This is a genomic window from Microcoleus sp. BR0-C5 (assembly GCF_036705045.1).
In the GTDB taxonomy this organism is placed as follows: domain Bacteria; phylum Cyanobacteriota; class Cyanobacteriia; order Cyanobacteriales; family Microcoleaceae; genus Microcoleus.
This window is the reverse complement of record NZ_JAUBTR010000001.1, coordinates 212,288-230,467: the sequence shown is the minus strand read 5'-3', so window position 1 is coordinate 230,467 and position 18,180 is coordinate 212,288. Positions and strand designations below refer to the sequence as shown.

The 18,180-nt window shown below is 45.6% G+C and carries 12 protein-coding genes; 10 read left to right on the top strand and 2 right to left on the bottom strand.

Features of this window, described 5'->3' with window-relative positions:
* Positions 1 to 12: 12 nt before the first annotated feature.
* The 10 genes from QUB08_RS00845 to QUB08_RS00800 all read left to right on the top strand — a co-directional run bounded on the left by QUB08_RS00845 (position 13) and on the right by QUB08_RS00800 (position 14,944).
* Positions 13 to 153 (top strand): hypothetical protein, encoded by a 141-nt coding sequence (locus tag QUB08_RS00845; protein WP_333222629.1) that lies wholly within the window; start codon positions 13 to 15, stop codon positions 151 to 153.
* Between the two features lie 6 nt (positions 154 to 159).
* Positions 160 to 987 carry a protein-glutamate O-methyltransferase CheR gene (locus QUB08_RS00840; protein WP_333222628.1) on the top strand — a complete coding sequence of 276 codons (828 nt, stop codon included), beginning with the start codon at positions 160 to 162 and terminating at the stop codon, positions 985 to 987.
* Positions 941 to 1,666, top strand: a complete 726-nt coding sequence (locus QUB08_RS00835; protein ID WP_333222626.1) for a chemotaxis protein CheB — start codon at positions 941 to 943, stop codon at positions 1,664 to 1,666. The genes QUB08_RS00840 and QUB08_RS00835 overlap by 47 nt, the downstream gene beginning before the upstream one ends.
* A gap of 7 nt (positions 1,667 to 1,673) precedes the next feature.
* Entirely contained in the window at positions 1,674 to 3,740 is a 2,067-nt protein-coding gene (locus QUB08_RS00830) for a response regulator (protein ID WP_333222624.1), read from the top strand.
* Between the two features lie 277 nt (positions 3,741 to 4,017).
* The gene (gene map / locus QUB08_RS00825) at positions 4,018 to 4,845 is read left to right on the top strand and encodes a type I methionyl aminopeptidase (RefSeq protein WP_333102021.1); all 828 of its coding nucleotides are present in this window, start codon (positions 4,018 to 4,020) and stop codon (positions 4,843 to 4,845) included.
* 159 nt (positions 4,846 to 5,004) lie between these two features.
* Positions 5,005 to 5,697, top strand: a complete 693-nt coding sequence (locus QUB08_RS00820) for a response regulator transcription factor (RefSeq protein ID WP_333156384.1) — start codon at positions 5,005 to 5,007, stop codon at positions 5,695 to 5,697.
* A gap of 105 nt (positions 5,698 to 5,802) precedes the next feature.
* Positions 5,803 to 6,000: a hypothetical protein gene (locus QUB08_RS00815; protein WP_333222622.1), complete on the top strand. Its 198-nt coding sequence runs from the start codon at positions 5,803 to 5,805 to the stop codon at positions 5,998 to 6,000.
* A gap of 344 nt (positions 6,001 to 6,344) precedes the next feature.
* Positions 6,345 to 6,704 carry a hypothetical protein gene (locus QUB08_RS00810; protein ID WP_333222620.1) on the top strand — a complete coding sequence of 120 codons (360 nt, stop codon included), beginning with the start codon at positions 6,345 to 6,347 and terminating at the stop codon, positions 6,702 to 6,704.
* A 476-nt stretch (positions 6,705 to 7,180) separates the two neighbouring features.
* The gene (locus tag QUB08_RS00805; RefSeq protein ID WP_333222617.1) at positions 7,181 to 12,364 is read left to right on the top strand and encodes an nSTAND1 domain-containing NTPase; all 5,184 of its coding nucleotides are present in this window, start codon (positions 7,181 to 7,183) and stop codon (positions 12,362 to 12,364) included.
* A 306-nt stretch (positions 12,365 to 12,670) separates the two neighbouring features.
* Positions 12,671 to 14,944, top strand: a complete 2,274-nt coding sequence (locus QUB08_RS00800) for an FdhF/YdeP family oxidoreductase (RefSeq protein ID WP_333222615.1) — start codon at positions 12,671 to 12,673, stop codon at positions 14,942 to 14,944.
* Positions 14,945 to 15,026: 82 nt separating this feature from the next.
* Here QUB08_RS00800 and QUB08_RS00795 read toward each other — a convergent pair whose 3' ends face one another.
* Both QUB08_RS00795 and QUB08_RS00790 read right to left on the bottom strand, forming a co-directional pair.
* Positions 15,027 to 16,598, bottom strand: a complete 1,572-nt coding sequence (locus tag QUB08_RS00795) for a M10 family metallopeptidase (RefSeq protein ID WP_333222613.1) — start codon at positions 16,596 to 16,598, stop codon at positions 15,027 to 15,029.
* 168 nt (positions 16,599 to 16,766) lie between these two features.
* Entirely contained in the window at positions 16,767 to 18,011 is a 1,245-nt protein-coding gene (locus QUB08_RS00790) for a glycosyltransferase family 2 protein (protein WP_333222611.1), read from the bottom strand.
* Positions 18,012 to 18,180 lie beyond the last annotated feature (169 nt).

Sequence of the window (18,180 nt, the reverse complement as noted above, 5' to 3'; positions counted from 1 at the left end):
CATTAGTAAGCAGTGAACAGTCAACCGTCAACAGTCAACAGTCAACAGTCAACAGTCAACAGTCAACAGTCAGCAGTCAACAGTCAGCAGTCAACAGTCATCAGTCAACAGTCAACAGTCAACAGTCAACAATGCCCAATTCCCAATAACTAATTAAAAATGCCCGAAAGCCATGAACTTGAAACAATCGAAATTCAACTCCTACTAGAGGGAATGTTTCGCTATTACGGATTTGATTTTCGCAATTATGCTCTTGCCTCTCTCAAGCGCCGTATTTGGAACACTATTCGCTCGGAACGGCTCACCACTGTCTCTGCACTTCAGGAAAAGGTACTTCACAATCCTGCTTACCTAGACCGTTTACTGCTGGACATTTCTGTCAATGTAACGGCGATGTTTCGCGATCCCAGCTTTTACATTAGTTTCAGAAATAAAGTGGTGCCGCTGCTGCGTACTTATCCTTTTATTCGGATTTGGCACGCTGGATGTTCAACGGGAGAAGAAGTCTATTCTATGGCAATATTGCTGCAAGAAGAAGGACTTTATGACCGTTGTCGGATTTACGCTACGGACATGAATGAATTAGTTTTGAAAACCGCAAAAACAGGGATATTCCCGCTAAAACAAATGCAAGAATATACGCAACTATACCACCAAGCTGGGGGCAAGAAAGCGTTTTCTGAGTATTACACTGCTGCCTATGAAAATGCGATTTTTCGCTCTTCACTTAAAGATAATATTGTCTTTGCTCACCACAACCTAGCAACGGATAATTCTTTTAATGAATTTAATGTTATTTTATGCCGTAATGTGCTGATTTATTTCAATTCACACCTCCAAGAGCGGGTACACAAGCTTTTTTATGAGAGCCTGGTAATGTTTGGAGTTTTAGGCTTGGGACATCAGGAGTCTCTGATTTTTACACCTTATGAAAAATATTATGAAGCACTTGAAAGTAGTGATAAACTCTACCGGAGAATTAAATAAAAAAAATTTTGAAATAGTGGTTGTGGGCACGTCTTTGGGAGGACTAGAGGCTCTGACTGTGCTGCTGGCAGATTTGCCAAAGAGCTTTCCTTTGCCTGTAGTTATTGTCCAACACCGCCATAAGAGTTCTCAGAATAGGCTTACTGATGTTTTACAACAGCACAGCTCTCTCCAAATCACAGAGGCCCAAGACAAAGAGGAGATCGTACCTGGACGGGTTTACTTGGCTCCTGCTGACTATCACTTGCTAATAGAATCGCCCTGTGAGGAGGAGTTTAGCCTGTATGAAAACAACTTGACAGAATGGGGGATCGTGGCAGTGGAGTCAATCCATAATTCAAAATCCCGAATCCCCGATCGCGGAACTCCTACATTTGCACTATCAACTGAGGCTCCTGTCTCCTACGCGCGGCCCTCAATCGATGTGCTGTTTGAGTCTGCTGCGGATGCCTTTGGGGAGAAAGTTATCGGCATAATTTTAACGGGAGCTAATTCGGATGGCAGTAAAGGGCTGGCAAAAATTAAAGCTGAGGGAGGATTGACATTTGTGGAGGAACCGGCTTCAGCTCTATGCCCGACCATGCCAGCGTCGGCGATCGCAAATGTTGAAGTAGACTGGATTTTACCCCTATCTAAAATCGCTCCCTGTCTAGTCAATTTGCTAAGAATTAAAGATTAAAAACATTATGAATCAGCAGTCCCCCAATCGAGTAAATGTCCTTTTAGTTGACGATCGCCCAGAAAATTTGGTAGCTCTAGAAGCTATCCTCAACAGCCCCTCTTATCATCTAGTACAAGCTAATTCGGGCGCGGAGGCTCTGAGATGTCTGCTTAATGAAGATTTTGCGGTAATTTTGCTTGATGTGCAGATGCCGGGAATGGATGGATTTGAGACAGCAACATTGATTCGCTCTAGAGATCGATCGCGATCGACTCCGATTATTTTTATCACAGCATTCAGCAGTAATGACACCCACGTGTTTAAAGGTTATTCTTTGGGTGCGGTGGATTACCTGTTCAAACCCTTGGAACCGGAAATATTGACATCGAAGGTGGGGGTATTTGTGGAATTGTTCCAAAAAACAGTCGAGGTGAAACAGCAAGCAACACAGTTAGCTGCTGTTAATAGTGAACTCAGTAAAAGTGAAGAGCGGTTCCGCACTTTGTGTGCTTGTTCGCCACTAGGAATTTACTTAGCTGATGTTGAAGGCCGCTGTACTTACATCAATCCCCGTTGTCAAGCAATTTGCGGGTTAACATTGGAGGAAAGTTTAGCAGAGATTTGGCAGCGGGAAGTTCATCCAGAAGATCGCGAGCGCGTAGTAGCAGATTGGTTAGCTTGGATTAAAGAAGGCAACGAATATTCTAACGAGTTTCGATTAGCGGGTAGCGAAACTGTGCGTTGGATTAATGTGCAGTCGTCGCCAATGTTTTCGGATTTGGGAAAACTGATCGGTCACGTGGGCACGGTTAGAGATGTCACAGACCGCAAGCAAGCAGAGGAAGAACGCAGCAGACTAATCCGCGAACAAGTGGCGCGGCAAGAAGCGGAGAGAGCTAACCAGATGAAGGATGAATTTCTAGCTATTCTCTCTCACGAACTCCGTACTCCTTTAAATGCAATTCTCGGCTGGTCTAGGCTGCTTCGTACCAAAACATTTGACCAAGACACTATTGAGAAAGCCCTCGAAACAATTGAGCGCAATGCTAAATCTCAAGCGCAACTCATCGAAGATATTTTAGATGTTTCGCGGATTCTCCGGGGGAAACTAAATTTAAATAAGCATCCGATTCGGTTGGAATCTGCGATCAAGCTGGCAATAGATTCTTTGCAGCCGCTGACTGAGGAAAAATCAATAGTCATAGAATTAACGTGCAGTCCCAATGTAGGTGAAGTTATCGGCGATCCCGATCGCTTGCAGCAAATTGTGTGGAATTTGCTGTCAAATGCGATTAAGTTTAGTCCGCAAGAGGGTAAAGTACATGTGCGGTTAGAGTCAGTTGGCGATGAAGCTCAAATTGAGATAATTGATAGCGGCATTGGTATCGCTCCTGATTTTTTGCCTTATGTTTTCGATCGCTTCCGCCAAGCTGATAGCAGCACAACTAGGTCTTACGGGGGTTTGGGACTGGGATTGGCGATCGTCCGTCACTTGGTGGAACAGCACGGCGGTAAGGTGTATGCAGAGAATAATCCGGGCGAGGGTGCGAAATTTACGGTGGCTTTACCTCTTGCACAGAGGAACGCCCTCGCTGCTGACGATGGGTTGCACCTTAATGACCAGGCCCAGACCCTCCCCACTCTAACTAATTTGCAATTGCTGGTGGTGGATGATGACGATGACACGCGGGAGTTTTTGATTGCTTTACTCGAGGACGAAGGAGCTATGGTGCGATCGGCGGCATCGGTGGCCGGGGCTCTAGCTGCACTGGAGAGTTATTGGCCGGATCTGCTGTTGAGCGACATTGGAATGCCGGAAGCAGACGGCTACGAGTTGATCGCGCGGGTGAGAGAAATGGAAGTGCTCAGGGATGGAAAGATGCCTGCGATCGCTCTGACGGCCTACGCGAGAGAGGAAGAGCGCCAGCAAGCGCTGGAAGCGGGTTTCCAGATGCACTTATCTAAACCAGTTGACATAAATAAGTTAATTGCCGCAATTGCTAACCTCACAGGAATACTCGGAAATCCCGATCCAACTCACATCTTGCACGATGCTCAAGAACAGGCAAGATGCCTGTTCCACAAAGATTAGATTTTATTGTGGGGAGTAGGGGTTGGGGAGGAGAGCCGGCCCGTGAAGGCTGATTGACAATAGTGTTCTTCGGTGATTTCCAAGGGACTCGGCGGTTAAAACCGCTTTGTTGACCCCCAATCCCGTGCTGATTACTGAGAAAAATATTAAGCTAGCTTAAAGGACACGCGATCGACAGTTCGGAACAAGACACCCGTTTTTCCACAAAAAACTGGATATTTGCCGTTTTTTTGCTTCAACCTGCCGTCAAAGTACAAAATTACTCGCCAATCAATTCATGAATATTTTTAGCAGTCTGCTTTCTAGCCCAACTCAAGCACCCCAAGTCAAAAAACAGCGTCGAGGCATTGAAATTAAGTCGGAACGCGAAATCGAAATTATGCGGCAAGCAGCGAAAATCGTTGCAACGGTACTCAAAGAAATTTCCCAAATGGTGAAACCGGGAATGACTACTGCTGATTTGGATGCTTATGCCGAAAAACGCATCCGTGCTATGGGGGCAACTCCGAGTTTTAAAGGCTATCACGGTTTCCCTGGATCGATTTGCTCTAGCATTAATAACGAAGTTGTTCACGGCATCCCCAGCGCCAAAAAAGTAATTCGGGCCGGAGATGTTCTCAAGGTAGATACGGGGGCATATTACCAAGGTTTTCACGGCGATTCTTGCATTACGATCGCAGTTGTGGAAGTGACTCCCGAATCGGCAAAATTAATCCGAGTCGCAGAAGAAGCTTTATACAAAGGCATCGAACAAGTGAAGGCTGGAGCCTATTTGCTCGATTTGGCTGGTGCGATCGAAGATCATGTCAAAAGCAACGGTTTTAACATCGTTGAGGAGTTTACCGGTCACGGTGTCGGGCGAAATTTGCACGAGGAACCGTCGGTTTTCAATTTCCGCACGCGGGAAATGCCGAACGTGAAATTGCGAGCGGGCATGACATTGGCGATCGAACCAATTCTGAATGCCGGTTCTAAGTACACTCGGACGCTTTCTGACAAGTGGACTGCTGTAACCGTTGACAATGCTATGTCGGCTCAGTTTGAGCATACTGTGTTGGTAACGGAAACGGGCTATGAAATTTTGACCGATCGTTCCAAAGTTTAAGGGGAAAAAAAGACAATAGTTGTGAGTTTTGAGCTCAAGTTTTTATTCTGTAGGTTGGGTTGAGCGATGGCGAAACCCAACACCTTATTTAAAATGAAGATTTGGGTTTCGTTCCTCAACCCAACCTACAATATTTACACTATTAAGAAGGTAACAGAGATGTCAGCACGATTATTATTGGTAGATGATGAACCGGGCTTGCGGGAAGCAGTACAAGCTTATTTGGAAGATAGCGATTTTGCGGTTGAGGTTGCCAGTAATGCTCGCGATGGGTGGGAACTCTTGCAGCAGTACAATCCCGATTTGGTGATTTCAGACATTATGATGCCGCAGGTGGACGGTTATCAATTTCTCAAGCAAGTGCGGGCAGATCCTCGCTATAAGGCTTTGCCGGTGGTATTTTTGACGGCTAAGGGAATGACGAGCGATCGCATTCAAGGCTATCAAGCAGGCTGCGATGCTTATCTTTCTAAGCCCTTCGATCCCGACGAATTAGTAGCAATAGTAACCAATTTGCTGGCCCGCCGCGCGGCTGCTAAGGAGACGAGCGAAAATGCTGAAAGTCCTGATATTGCTGCTTTGACAAGCCAAATGGCGAGAATTGAGTCTTTGCTGAGCGGGCGGAGTTCGATCGCCCAAAGTCCTTCGCCGATTAAAATTGATTTGACTCCGCGAGAACAAAGTGTTTTGGATTTGGTTGCTCAAGGTTTGATGAATAAGGAAATTGCCCGCCGCTTGGAAACTAGCGTGCGTAATGTGGAAAAGTACGTCAGCCGTTTGTTTAGCAAGACGGGTACTAACAGCCGTACTGAGTTGGTTCGCTTCGCTCTCGAACACGGCTTGACGAAATAGGAGTCCTCCGACTTTGCTGGAGGCTCTCCCTCGGCCATCGGCGTTACCAGGTTCTTCCTGGTAACGATAATTATGCAAAAAATTAGAAATGTTAAGATATAAGTATTGACAGCTATCCGGTGGCTGTGGTATCTCACATCAGCTTGCTGGTGGCAGCGCGGGAGTGCGAAAACTGGTGTGCGAAAACTGGTGTGCGAAAACTGGTGTGCGATTCCCTACGGGATAGCTACGCACGCGCGGACTTCTCACCCACTTTGCTTTGAGTCTGAGATGAACACTCGCAAAGGCTGGGGAATTACTTAACGGGAAAACCTGACTGTTTAAGAGTTTTCACGTAGTAAATAGAAAGGCAAACAGTTGACCGGATATGCTCCGTTAAGCAAACTTGCCGCGAAGAGTCACAGATAAGGTTATATCCTGTGGAAAAACAAGCCACTATTAATTAATGAATCTGCTCAAAAACGGATACTTGCGAACTACATGGGTGGTAAGTATCCCACAATTTTAGACCCTAGTTAAAGCTCTCAGATTCATCTGTGGAGTAAATCTAAAATCTAAAATCTAAAATCGACTGACAGCGCTCTAAAGTAGCCGCAGAAGTTGAATGTATAGCAGCACCCAAGTTGAGTTTATATCAGGAGGATACCATGAGCAAAATCACGGCGCGACAAACAATAAGTGCCATAGTAGCACTGCCGATCTTACTAATAGCCCATACAACTCAAGCTTTGGCCACTGATACCGCTCAGAAAATAGATCCAATTAAGAAAGTTTCGGATTTGGGCGATGAGCTAGATTTTGATATTGGGCCACCAACAACCATCAGCATTGAAGAAAGCGAGGATTGGGATGAACCTGATTTTACAGCTACTTTAGATATGGAGATTAGTAAATTTATGACAAAAAATCTTCAAGCTGTAATTGATGAGCCGCCCCCGGTAGTTTATCTCAGTGCGGCCAGGGGCCAGTCAACCCGGGAATGCCGGATTTCTGGGATATGCGAATAACTGAATCGGATTTGTGCGATTTGGGCGATGGCTGGGAGCCCCGCAAACAAAGACTCTTTGGCTGGGTAGAATTTGAGCAATTATCAAGATTTCAGTAAAATCCGGTTGATTTTGCTGGGAATATGCGAATAACAGAGTATGTATTTTTTTTGGTATGCTTTAATTGCGATCGGCTAAAACAATAAGTGTGCAGGCTGAAATAAACTTAACTAATTGATAGTTGCAATTGATGGAAAATCGCCCACAAGGGCAGAAATAAAATTAATTCTAGGATTCTTCGCAGTGATTTGCCAAAGTGAAAACGGGTCAGAGTAAACTTATATCAACCGCCAAAAATAGTTAGGAAGTTCTTAATTGCACTTTCCCCTGCCGTCGATTCATGACATCCGTGACATCCTTTTAAAAAATCGTTGCCGAACTTCCTTTTTTCGGCAGTTGACAGCATCTATTCTAAGAAACTTTTTCAACTCTTAATTATGATTAATTCGCACTACCAGCAAGAAACCGCAGCACAGCAAAACAAAAGTTCGCTGCAAACTCTCTCTCGGACTCTCTCGATGTCTCACGGGCAATTTTCGCTCATTTTGGTACGGTGCAATTACAGTGCCATGAGAGAGGAAATTGTAAGGCAATTGCGCGAGGAGTCTGATATCGAGATTCGAGAAATTGTCCTCCCGCCATCTGTTAAAACTCTTTACACGACGATAGAAACCAAAGTTTCCTGCAGCCACCCGTCAGCTTTAATGGTGTTTGGATTGGAATCGGTAAGTGCGATCGATCGACTGCTGACTTCTACCAACTACGTGAGGGAAGAATTTCGGAATAATTTTCCTTTCCCGGTGGTGCTGTGGGTGACAGACAAAATCTTAAAAAAACTGATTCGGTTAGTAACAGATATCGAAACTTGGACGACAAGTGTTGAATTTGTGATGGGCCCGGACGACTTGGTAGATTTTTTGGGCAAAAGTGCCGATCGCATTTTTTCCAACATTTTAGAAAGTGGCAATTGGCGTTTAACTAATTCTGCCATTCTCGGAGCCAATTCTTTGAGTGAACTAGAGTCGGCTAGCCAAGACTTGCAAACTTGCAACATCAGGTTAGAACCAGCTATTGAGGCGAGTTTGCAATTTATTCGCGGTAGGCACGAATATGCTTGTCACCGCATCCCTGCGGCTATTGAATTATATCAAAAAAGTCTCACTTTTTGGAAGTATCAAGTAGCATTTATTGGAAACAAAACAGAATTTAGCGATTTGTTATTTACCGTTCACCCTGCACCAGTGTTAGAGGGAATTCTCCTATTCCACATCGGTCTTTGCTACCGCTTCCAAGCAGAACAACACCGCAGTGGCAACCGTCCTTACTGGACGGAAGCTAAGAATTATTTTCAGGAATGTATTGATGTTTTAGAACGCGCGGGGCGGCCCGATGCCGTTGGTATATTCATCAATCAACTTGGCGAAGTATTGCAGCATTTAGAAGATTGGGATGCACTCTGGAATTTAGCTATCAAAGCTCGGAGGTTACATGAAAATATGGAAAATTCAGCAGTTAATTTGGCTCAAGATTACGGCTTTTTGGCTAGAGTAGCCTTAGAGCAAAAGAACTGGCAAGGGGCGAAAGAATGGGCTTTAATCGCTCTAGACGTTCTCAACTCAAATTTAGAAGCGACGGGACAGGGAACCCCTGTAAAGTCGCAGCATCTAGGCTTGTATCTGTTAATTTTAGCAGAGGCCCAAAGTCAGTTGGGTGAGGTGCAGGAGGCGATCGCACATTTAGAGCTTGCTCGCTTGGAAACCGAACCTTGCTACAACCCGCAACTGTATTTGCGGGTTTTAGAAATGCTGCGATCGCTGTATTTTCAGCGGAGAGAATATCTCGAAGCATTTCAAATTAAGCAAGATTATCGAGCAGTAGAACACACGTATCGGTTCCGAGCTTTTATTGGAGCTGGAAAGTTACAGCCACACAGAGAAGCGGTTAATTCCGTCGCCGAAACTATTGCCGGCGCTGCTACTATTGCTGACGAAATTACAGCTTCCGGCAGAGAGCAAGACCTCAACCGCTTGATATATAGGATGAACAATACCCCAGACAAACTGACAGTAATTTACGGTCAGTCTGGAGTTGGCAAAAGTTCAATAGTCACGGGAGGATTAGTACCAGCTCTCAAACAAAAAAAAATAGAAATGCGGACTGTTTTGCCGGTAGTGCTGCAAGTTTACAACAACTGGCCGCGGGAATTGACCAGACAGTTATCTGCTGGGAAAGCTGAAATATTCGATCCGGAAATTGCCGAAGCAGTACCAGAAATTGTTCCGGTAGGTTTGACCGTGGAAGCAGGTGCAGTCAAGGGAAATCTTATTTCGGGATTTCACGGTGGCTCGACTGGGAATAATGAGGAGAGAAGGGAGCAGTCACAGCCAGTAGAATTAATCATACAACAACAGGCGATCGAATACGAAAACATTATCAAGGAGCTGCAAATAAATTCAGAACATCTAGTGACTGTTCTGATATTTGACCAATTTGAAGAATTCTTTTTTGTGTGGAAAGAGCCAGCGGAAAGACAAATATTTTTTGATTTTTTGCGGGAATGCTTGAAAATCAAATATTTAAAAGTCGTCCTGTGTTTGCGGGAAGATTACCTGCACTACTTGCTGGAATTTTCCCGACCCAAAAACCAGACAGGATTCGTTAACAATGATATTTTGGAGGACATTCTCAGCAAAAATATTCTGTTTTATTTGGGCAATTTTTCGCTGGGCGATGCGCGATCGGTAATTCGCACTTTAACTGAGCGAGCGCAGTTTTACTTAGAACCGGAGCTCATCGAAGAATTAGTCAAAGATTTAGCTGGAGAATTGGGAGAAGTCCGCCCGATCGAACTACAACTTGTCGGCGCTCAACTGCAACAAGAGAACATTAGAACTTTAACTCAATATCAGGAACTTGGCAACAATCCGCAACAAAAATTAGTCGAAAGGTTTCTCGAAGAAGTAATCAAAGATTGCGGTCCGGAAAATGAAGTAGCGGCGCGCCGAGTTTTGTATTTGCTCACAGATGAAGAACAGATTCGTCCCCTAAAAACCCGCGCCGAATTAGCTTCAAATTTAGCGACATTTGCTGAATCTGACAAATTAGATTTAGTCTTAGAACTGTTAGTAAACTCTGGTTTAGTTTTTCGCTGGACGGAACTACCAGCAGAGCTTTATCAGCTCGTTCACGATTATTTAGTTAGCTTCATTCGCCAGCAGCAAGAATTAGATAAAAAGGCAGAATTTGAGGAACTGCTAAAGCAAAACCAAATTAACCGAGATGAAATTGAACAAATTCGCAAAGACAGAGAGCAAGATGCTTTGCTGTCGGAAGCTAGAGACAAACAGTACCAAGCGGAAGCTCAACTTTACCAAACTCGGAGATGGCAATTGCGGGCGGCGGTTCTAGGAGTGCTTGTACTCGCAGGTGTTTCAGGGATGGCATTCGAGCAAGCCAAATTAGCAGAAAGCGCACGGCAAGAAGCAGAAAAAAGTCGGACTGATGCCCTAAATTCGGCGTCGGAAGCTTTAGTTATCTCTAATGAAAAAAATCAATTAGGAGTGTTGGAAAATAGTATCAAAATTGGTCGTGATTCTCTCAAAAGTACAGCGCTGCCTGTGGACACTAAAAATCAAATTGCTGAAAGACTCAGACAAGCAGTTTCCGGGGTGCAAGAACGCAACCGTTTCGAGCAGCACAGCAAGTTTGTTTTGGATGTGAGTGTCAGTCCCGACGGCAATTCAGTTGCTTCGGCAAGTGCTGACAAAACTGTTAAATTGTGGATCAAAGAAGGTAAGTTATTAAAAACTTTCAATCACCCAGATAGCGTGACGAGTGTTAGTTTTAGTCCTGATGGAAAAACGATCGCTACTGGTTGTGCCGATCGCACAATTAGAATTTGGCAAGTAGATAACGACAAAAGTGCGATAGGCATTTTATCCGGCCACCGCGATATCGTCACCAGCGTCAGTTTCAGTCCCGACGGCAAAACCCTAGCTTCCGCCAGTCACGACAACACCGTCAAAATCTGGAACCTTGCGAACAAAAAACTGCTGCAAACCTTAACCGGACACAAAGACTGGGTACTCGGCGTCAGTTTCAGTCCCGACGGCCAAACAATTGCCTCAGCAAGCGTTGACAAAACAGTAAAACTTTGGAACCGAGAAAGTAAAACGCAGAAATTTACAATTAATCCCAAAACATTAACCAAACATTCTGACATTGTTTACAGCATTAAGTTCAGTCCAAACAGTCTAGAACTCGTCTCGGCAAGTGCCGACACCACAGCCAAAATTTGGAACCGAAACGGTGAGGAAATCAGAACTCTCAAAGGACACAACGATGAAGTTGTCAGCGCGAGTTTCAGTCGCGACGGCAAAAAAATTGTCACCGGCAGTGCAGACGATACGGTGAAAGTTTGGAGTCGCAGTGGCACTTTACTCAACACTTTTCGAGGACATCAAGACGACGTAAGGGCAGTAAGTTTCAGCGGTGACGGCACTATTGCTTCCGCAAGTAAGGACAAAATAGTGAAAATTTGGAAACCGGATAGCACTCCGCTGAATAAGATTTTATCGGGACACGGAGACTGGGTTTACAAAGTCAGTTTTAGTGCTGACAGCAAAATAATTGCCTCTGCTAGCGGGGACAAAACCGTGAGACTTTGGCGGGCTGACGGCAGTTTATTCCAAATCTTAGAAGGTCACAAGAATTCTGTTACCTGGGTGAGCATTTCCCCTGATGATAAAACTGTTGCTTCGGCGAGCGATGACAAAACAGTGAAAGTCTGGAGTTTAAACGGCAAACTGTTAGATACTCTCAGCCACAGCGGCATTGTCAGAAGCGTGAGTTTTAGTCCAGACGGAAAGATAATTGCCGCCGCAAGTGCCGATCGCAAATTGTACCTCTGGCGCTGGAACGGTTCTAAAGCAACTTTGTTTGCAAAACTCGATCACAGCAATCCAGTAATTAGCGTTAGCTTCAGTCCCGACGGCAAAACTATTGCTACTGCTACCGCTGCTGAGGACAAGCCAAGCGGGAAGAAAAAGGCTTTTGAAATTACCGGAGAAAAGAGAGTTTACCTCTGGCAATTTAACGGTTCGTCGGCGAAAATTCTGAAAACTCTCGACCACCAGGACAGCGTTAAAAATGTTAGCTTCAGTCCCGACGGCAAGACTATTGCTGCTGCTTGTGCTGACAAAAAAGTTTACTTGTGGGGGTTTGATGGAAAGGTGGCGAATTTAACTGAAAAACTCGACCACAGCGATACGGTAGAAAGCGTGAGTTTTAGTCCCGACGGCAAATTAATTGCGGCGGCGAGTGGGGGAAATACTGTTAAGCTGTGGAATTTTGACGGCAAGAAGGCGCTGCTATCGAAGACTTTGGAATCGAGCGATCGGGTGTTGAGCGTTACTTTTAGTTCGGACAGCAAAACTCTGGCTTTTGCTAGCAGGGATAGAAGTGTAATTTTGTGGCCTGTGGAGAATTTGGAACTAAATAATATTATTGCTCGGAGTTGCGAGTGGTTGGGAGATTATTTGCAGAATGACCCGAATGTTGCTGAGGGCGATCGACTGCTTTGTCTTGGATTTGGGAAGCAGGCGTTAAATAAGAGGAAGTAAACCTTAAGCTAGGACGGGCTAGAAGCCCATCCCACAAAAATTATTTTTTCTTGTGGGTAAGCTAGGACGGGCTAGAAGCCCATCCCACAAAAATTATTTTTTCTTGTGGGGAGTAGGGGATGGGCATCTTGCCCGCCCGAAAATTTAATTAAAAGGACTTTTGCAAGATAAGACGGCGGTTTCAACCGCCGGGTATTCTTAAAACATCTATCTATTGACTAATTTTTTGTGTTGTAAATTTGCAGTAAATTAGACTAATAAACTTAACAGCACATCAATCCGCAATTCAAACAAAAGGTAAACCACATGGATGTCAACTCCCAAAATATCCAACAAATCCCGCCCTTCAACGAGACAAACGAGGAAACACCAGAGATAGGTGGCGGTTTGCCCGTAATAGAATATTGGGCAGAACATACATTGTCCCCGGAAGGGCCGAAACTTTGGAAAACTTTGCTGCACAAAAGTGCTTGTTTGTCATGTTCTTGGGGCACTGGCGGGCAGAAAGGAGGTTTTACAAATGAAGAGGGCGAAAAACTTCAGCGGTGCATGAAAAGCGTTGAAGCAATCTCCGCTGAAATCAAGCCGGCTATCTCAACTCAATTTTTTGAAAAGAAGAGTATTGCAGAACTTCAGCAATTAACTTCAATGGAAGCCGATAGGTTGGGAAGGCTGAGTTTTCCGATGATTTTGCGGGCTGGTTCATCTCATTACGATCGCATTTCTTGGGAAGAAGTTTATCAAATTGCCGAAGCTGCTTTTCGCAAAACCCCCGAAAGAGTGGCATCTTACAGTTCCGGTCGTTCATCCAACGAAGCGGCTTTTCTGCTGCAATTGATGATGCGGGCGATGGGTTCCAATAACTTAGCAGATTGTTCCGATCTCTGCCACGCTCCCTCGACAACTGGCTTAAGCGAAATGTTTGCCACCCGCACCTCGGTAGTGAGTCTAGAAAACTTGAAGCAAGCAGATTGCGTCATACTCGCGGGCAGCAATTCTTCCTACAACCATCCCCGCTTGATGAACGAGTTAATTAAAATTCGCGACAAAGGCGGTAAAATAATTGTCATCAATCCGGTGATGGAAATCGGGTTAGTCAAGTTTGGTTCCCCCGCATTTCCCGTCAAGTCGCTCATCCCCGGTTCCGATATTTCCTCCTTATACTTGCAACCAATTCCGGGCAGCGATACGGCGCTATTTGTCGGCATCCAAAAATCTTTAATCGCACAAAAATTGCTGGACGAAAGCTATTTGCAAGCCTATACAGAAGGCTGGGAATCAGTAGTCAAGCACGCCCGCGAAACCGATTGGCAAACTATTACTAAAACCTGCGGAGTTTCCCAAGCAGAAATTGAGGCGGCAGCCAAAATTATCGGCACGTCCCAGCGAGTTGTATTCGGTTGGGCGATGGGAATTACCCAACACGATAACGGTGTAGATAACGTTTTCAGCATTGCCAACACGGCATTAATGACAGGAAATGTCGGCAAAGAAGGGGCGGGATTAATGCCCGTCAGAGGACACTCAAACGTCCAAGGATTCGGCTCTATGGGCGTCACTGTGAAGCTGAAAAAAGAAATTCAACAAGCTTTAGAAAAGTTATTGAATCGTCCCCTGAGTCCTGTGAAGGGCTACGACACTCGATCGCTCATTGAAGCAGCAGATGCAGGCAAAGTCGATACCCTGATGTGTCTGGGCGGCAACTTGTATGGGGCAAATCCAGATTCAACGCAGGCAAAACGGGCTTTAGGTAAAATTGAAACTATTATTTACCTCGCAACTAAACCGAACTTAGGGCATTTTAGCGGATTGGCAAAACACAATACAATTGTGATTCCTGTACTGAACCGCTTTGAAAATCCCCACAAAACAACAGTGGAATCCGGTAATAATTTTGTGCGTTTAAATGATGAGGGCGAAACTCATCTCAAAAATGCCGATCTGATTACCGAGGTACAATTTTTGACAGAATTAGCCAGCAGAATTCACGGCGATTTTCCCGTTGACTGGCGCAAACTTCAAGACACAAAATACGTTCGGCAATTGATTGCACAAACGATTCCCGGCTATGAAAAAATAGCGACAATTGATGATACAAAAGAAGAGTTTACCATCGGCGGTCGCATTTTTACGGAACCTAAATTTCCTACAGAGTCTGGGAAAGCGAAGATGTTTGTCACCCCTTTACCTAAGCTGAAATTACCGGAAACCAAAGAGTTTGGAGTACCGGAATCAACAAAGGGTATTGTTGTGGCATTGATGACGGGACGCAGCTATTCTCAGCACAATACTGTCGTCTACAAAATTGATGATAAATACCGGGGAATGCCGCACCGCAACTGCATTTTGATGAACAGTGCGGATGCAGAAAGTGTGGGTTTGAAGGAACATCAGCGGGTTACGGTGCAGGGAAATGTGGGGAAAATGGAAAATGTCGAGGTGATTTACGGGGCGGTTCGCGTGGGTGCTGCTTTGATGTTTTATCCTGAAGTTAATGTGATTTTTCACCCGGAAATTGAAAGGCGATCGGGCACGCCTGCTTACAAGCGCGTACCTGCTTTTGTTTATGCACAAGCGTAATCAGAGTGGACACGGCAGTGCCGTTTCCCTACCATTAATTGGGTAGGGAAACGGCATTACCGTGTCCTCCGTTTCTATCACTTTAAACAACAAAAAAATCAGATTCCCCGATCGAACTTACCGCCATTCCCGTTAACAGCGCCAAGACTTGTCCGGTGCTGCCGATCCGAATTTCAGTATCGTTGCCTGAAGGTACGATCGACAGTTGCTCGAATGTCAAACCATCAACTAACACTAACCAATCCACACCAGGAGCAAAATCAACAATCGTATCCGTACCCCCATCCGGCTGCAACACAATGTCATCGACACCGACACCGGTGATAATAGTATCGTTTGCCCGACCGCCCTGCAGCCAATCCCCCCCGCCCCCGCCAGTTAACAGGTCCATGCCTTTGTCGCCGTAAATATAGTCACCGCCTTCGCCACCGTCCAAAGTATCGCTTTGCCGCCCCCCACTAATCGTGTCGATTCCCGCACTGCCTAGAATACTGTTAGCTAATTCATTTCCAAGTACCTGGTCATCCCCGAGCGAACCTACCAGATTTTCGATATCCGCGCCAAAAGCAATGTACGTGCCAAAGGTTTCAGTTGTATAAAGCCGATCGAGATCACTACCTAGCGGCACCTGCGAAGTTTGTATATAGTAGCCCAGATCTCCCAGAGCGCTCTTTGCCGTCAGCGGCTTACCCTGATTCATGTCCAAAGAATAAACGTTGTTGGCAGGCAGTGCTGAAAAGTCCAAAGTATCGCTGCCGCCGCCGTCCCAGATAGTTTGAACGGTATTGAAATTAGTGCTGTCGAATTTGTAAACATTATCACCACCGTTAAAATCGCTGCGGGCACCGTAGAGATACTGCAATGCCCGGATGTCATAAGCCATCAAACTCCGGGGATTTTCGCCGTTAGAATCCCTAAATGTATATGCGGCATTGTAGGACATGATCGTATTTCTCGTATTGTCCTTGTCAAACGGAAGATACGGAGGGTCTCCGGGGTTTCCTGTTAAGCCGCTGCTGGAGCCGTTGTAGTTGCCGGGGTGCTTCAAACCCATCGCGTGAGCGATTTCGTGAATTAAAATCCAGTGGCCGTAACTGCCGGGACCTGAGGAAAAAGCTCTTGCCGGATCGTTTTCACGGATTTTTTGGAGGTGGATGGCGCCCGCGCCCAACTGGCTCGGATAACCACTGTAGGCAGTGCCGTCAGCACCCGGCCCGTCAGAAAACATAATTCTGATGTTGCTTTGGGCCGAGTCTGGAACTTCTACAAAGTTGAGCGGCAAGACTGTGGCATAATTGTCCCGCAAGATTTGGCGGACATTCTGTTTGATTCGATCGTTAACTTCCTCAATATTGGTTTCGTCTCTATATGCAAAATAACTGTCCGAGCTGCCAGCAGTCACAAAACTGTAGGTGATGGTGCCGCCGGGAGCCACGTTCCATTTGTCTGGCTGTTGGGGGTTTGCTCTACTGCTTATCAGCAGAGCATCGATATCGTTAGAGTTGCTGAAGGCGGAAGCTTGAGCTGCCGATCGTTCGGCGCTGGAATCGGAGGTTTGAGCGCGGCTGCTACAGATCGGGCAGCTATGTTTTGAAGCACCTTGCAACAAATCTGAATTGTTATTAGTTAAGTCACTCAGAGTGTAAACAGACATGAGGTTCCTTCCAATTCGAGGCCAGATGATGTTGATTAATATTATTAAATAAGCAGATATGAAAGTCAATTCATAAAATTTATGACTTTGACTTCATAAAAATTATATTTATCAAGAAATATTACCCACAAACGATCGGTGGTCACGAATGATTTGAGCTTGCTGCTATTAACTCTTAATTTGCAAAGCTCTACCCCGCCAAGTCCATCCCCAACCAGTTTCAGTTTTAATCGCAGAACCGATCGCCATTGCCGCCACTAACGCACCTCCGAAGCCTCCCAACCACCAGTATTTCGTCGGACATTCAGAAATCTCGGCACCCAAGCGGCGCAAAGTGTAATGCTGCCAAATTACGATTACGGATAAACAGATAGTTAACCAGGTAATTGGCAATTGGTAATTGGTAATTGGTAATTGGTAATTGGTGATTGTCAGAATTTCTGCCAAGTCCCCGTTTGCCAGCAAAATAGCTAATGCCAACCACGGCATCGGATAAAGAAAAAACATAATTGCAGCCATGTAAACCATCAGCCCCCAACTGCGGTTAGCGCCGAGATACAAATTCTTTGTCCAGCCTTCCCACAATGCGTTCCAAGACCGATACATCCGCACGGATGCCAAATTTGACCCGGAATAAAGTCCGAGCTTTAAACCCGCACGTTTGATGCGCCTAGCTAATTCCACATCTTCCACAATTTGGCTGGCAACTGCTTCGTGACCGCCGATTTTTTCGTAGGCCGATCGCCTAAATAACATGAATGGCCCGCCGGCAAAAGCACTGTCTGTTTTCGAGGCATCGTTGACGGCGGTAAAGTCGTAGCAAACTGCTAAGTGATTGAACATTATCGGCTGTACTAACCACTCGGCAAAACACTCACAAACCAGCGCTGGCATACAGGTGAACAAGTCTATTTTCTCGGTTTCGGCTGTGGCGATAGCGGTTTCGATCGCCCCTGGTTTGAGTCGCACGTCGGCATCGATAAATAATAAGAAGTCTCCGGTTGCTACCTGAACAGCTTGGGCGCAGGCCCAGTTTTTGCCCGCCCAATATTGGTTGGTTGGTCGCGGCTGACCTGCTAATATTTTAAGCCGGGGGTCGTTGAGATGCTGTTGCAGGGTTTGCCCGATCGCTAGTGTGTCGTCTGTCGAGCGATCGTCTACAATTAAAACCTCTAAGTTGTCCACAGACAGCGATGTACTCTCCAAAATGGCGATCGCGCAATCCCGAATATTCTCTGCCTCGTTGTATGCTGGTACGATTACCGAAACTTTAGGGAACTGCGCGACGGGTTCCGGTGAGGGCCTCGCGGAAATTCTGTCGGTTCGAGGCGCATTTTTGACCGATCGGCGCAAATTCTTAGTGTAAGCTCTACTTACAATCAGAGAAAAAATTAGCAGGGTTAACAATATCAAAGCGAACTGACCTCAAAATTTCGGTACAGGATTTGTCTCCCTAAATATTAAAAAATATTAAAGCAAAAAGCTAGTCGATCACCCGAAAAGTTATTTTGACCGAAAGCATCCAGGATACAAGCCCCCGGATTCATCCGTGGGGTCAATGCTTCAATCTAAAATCTAAAAT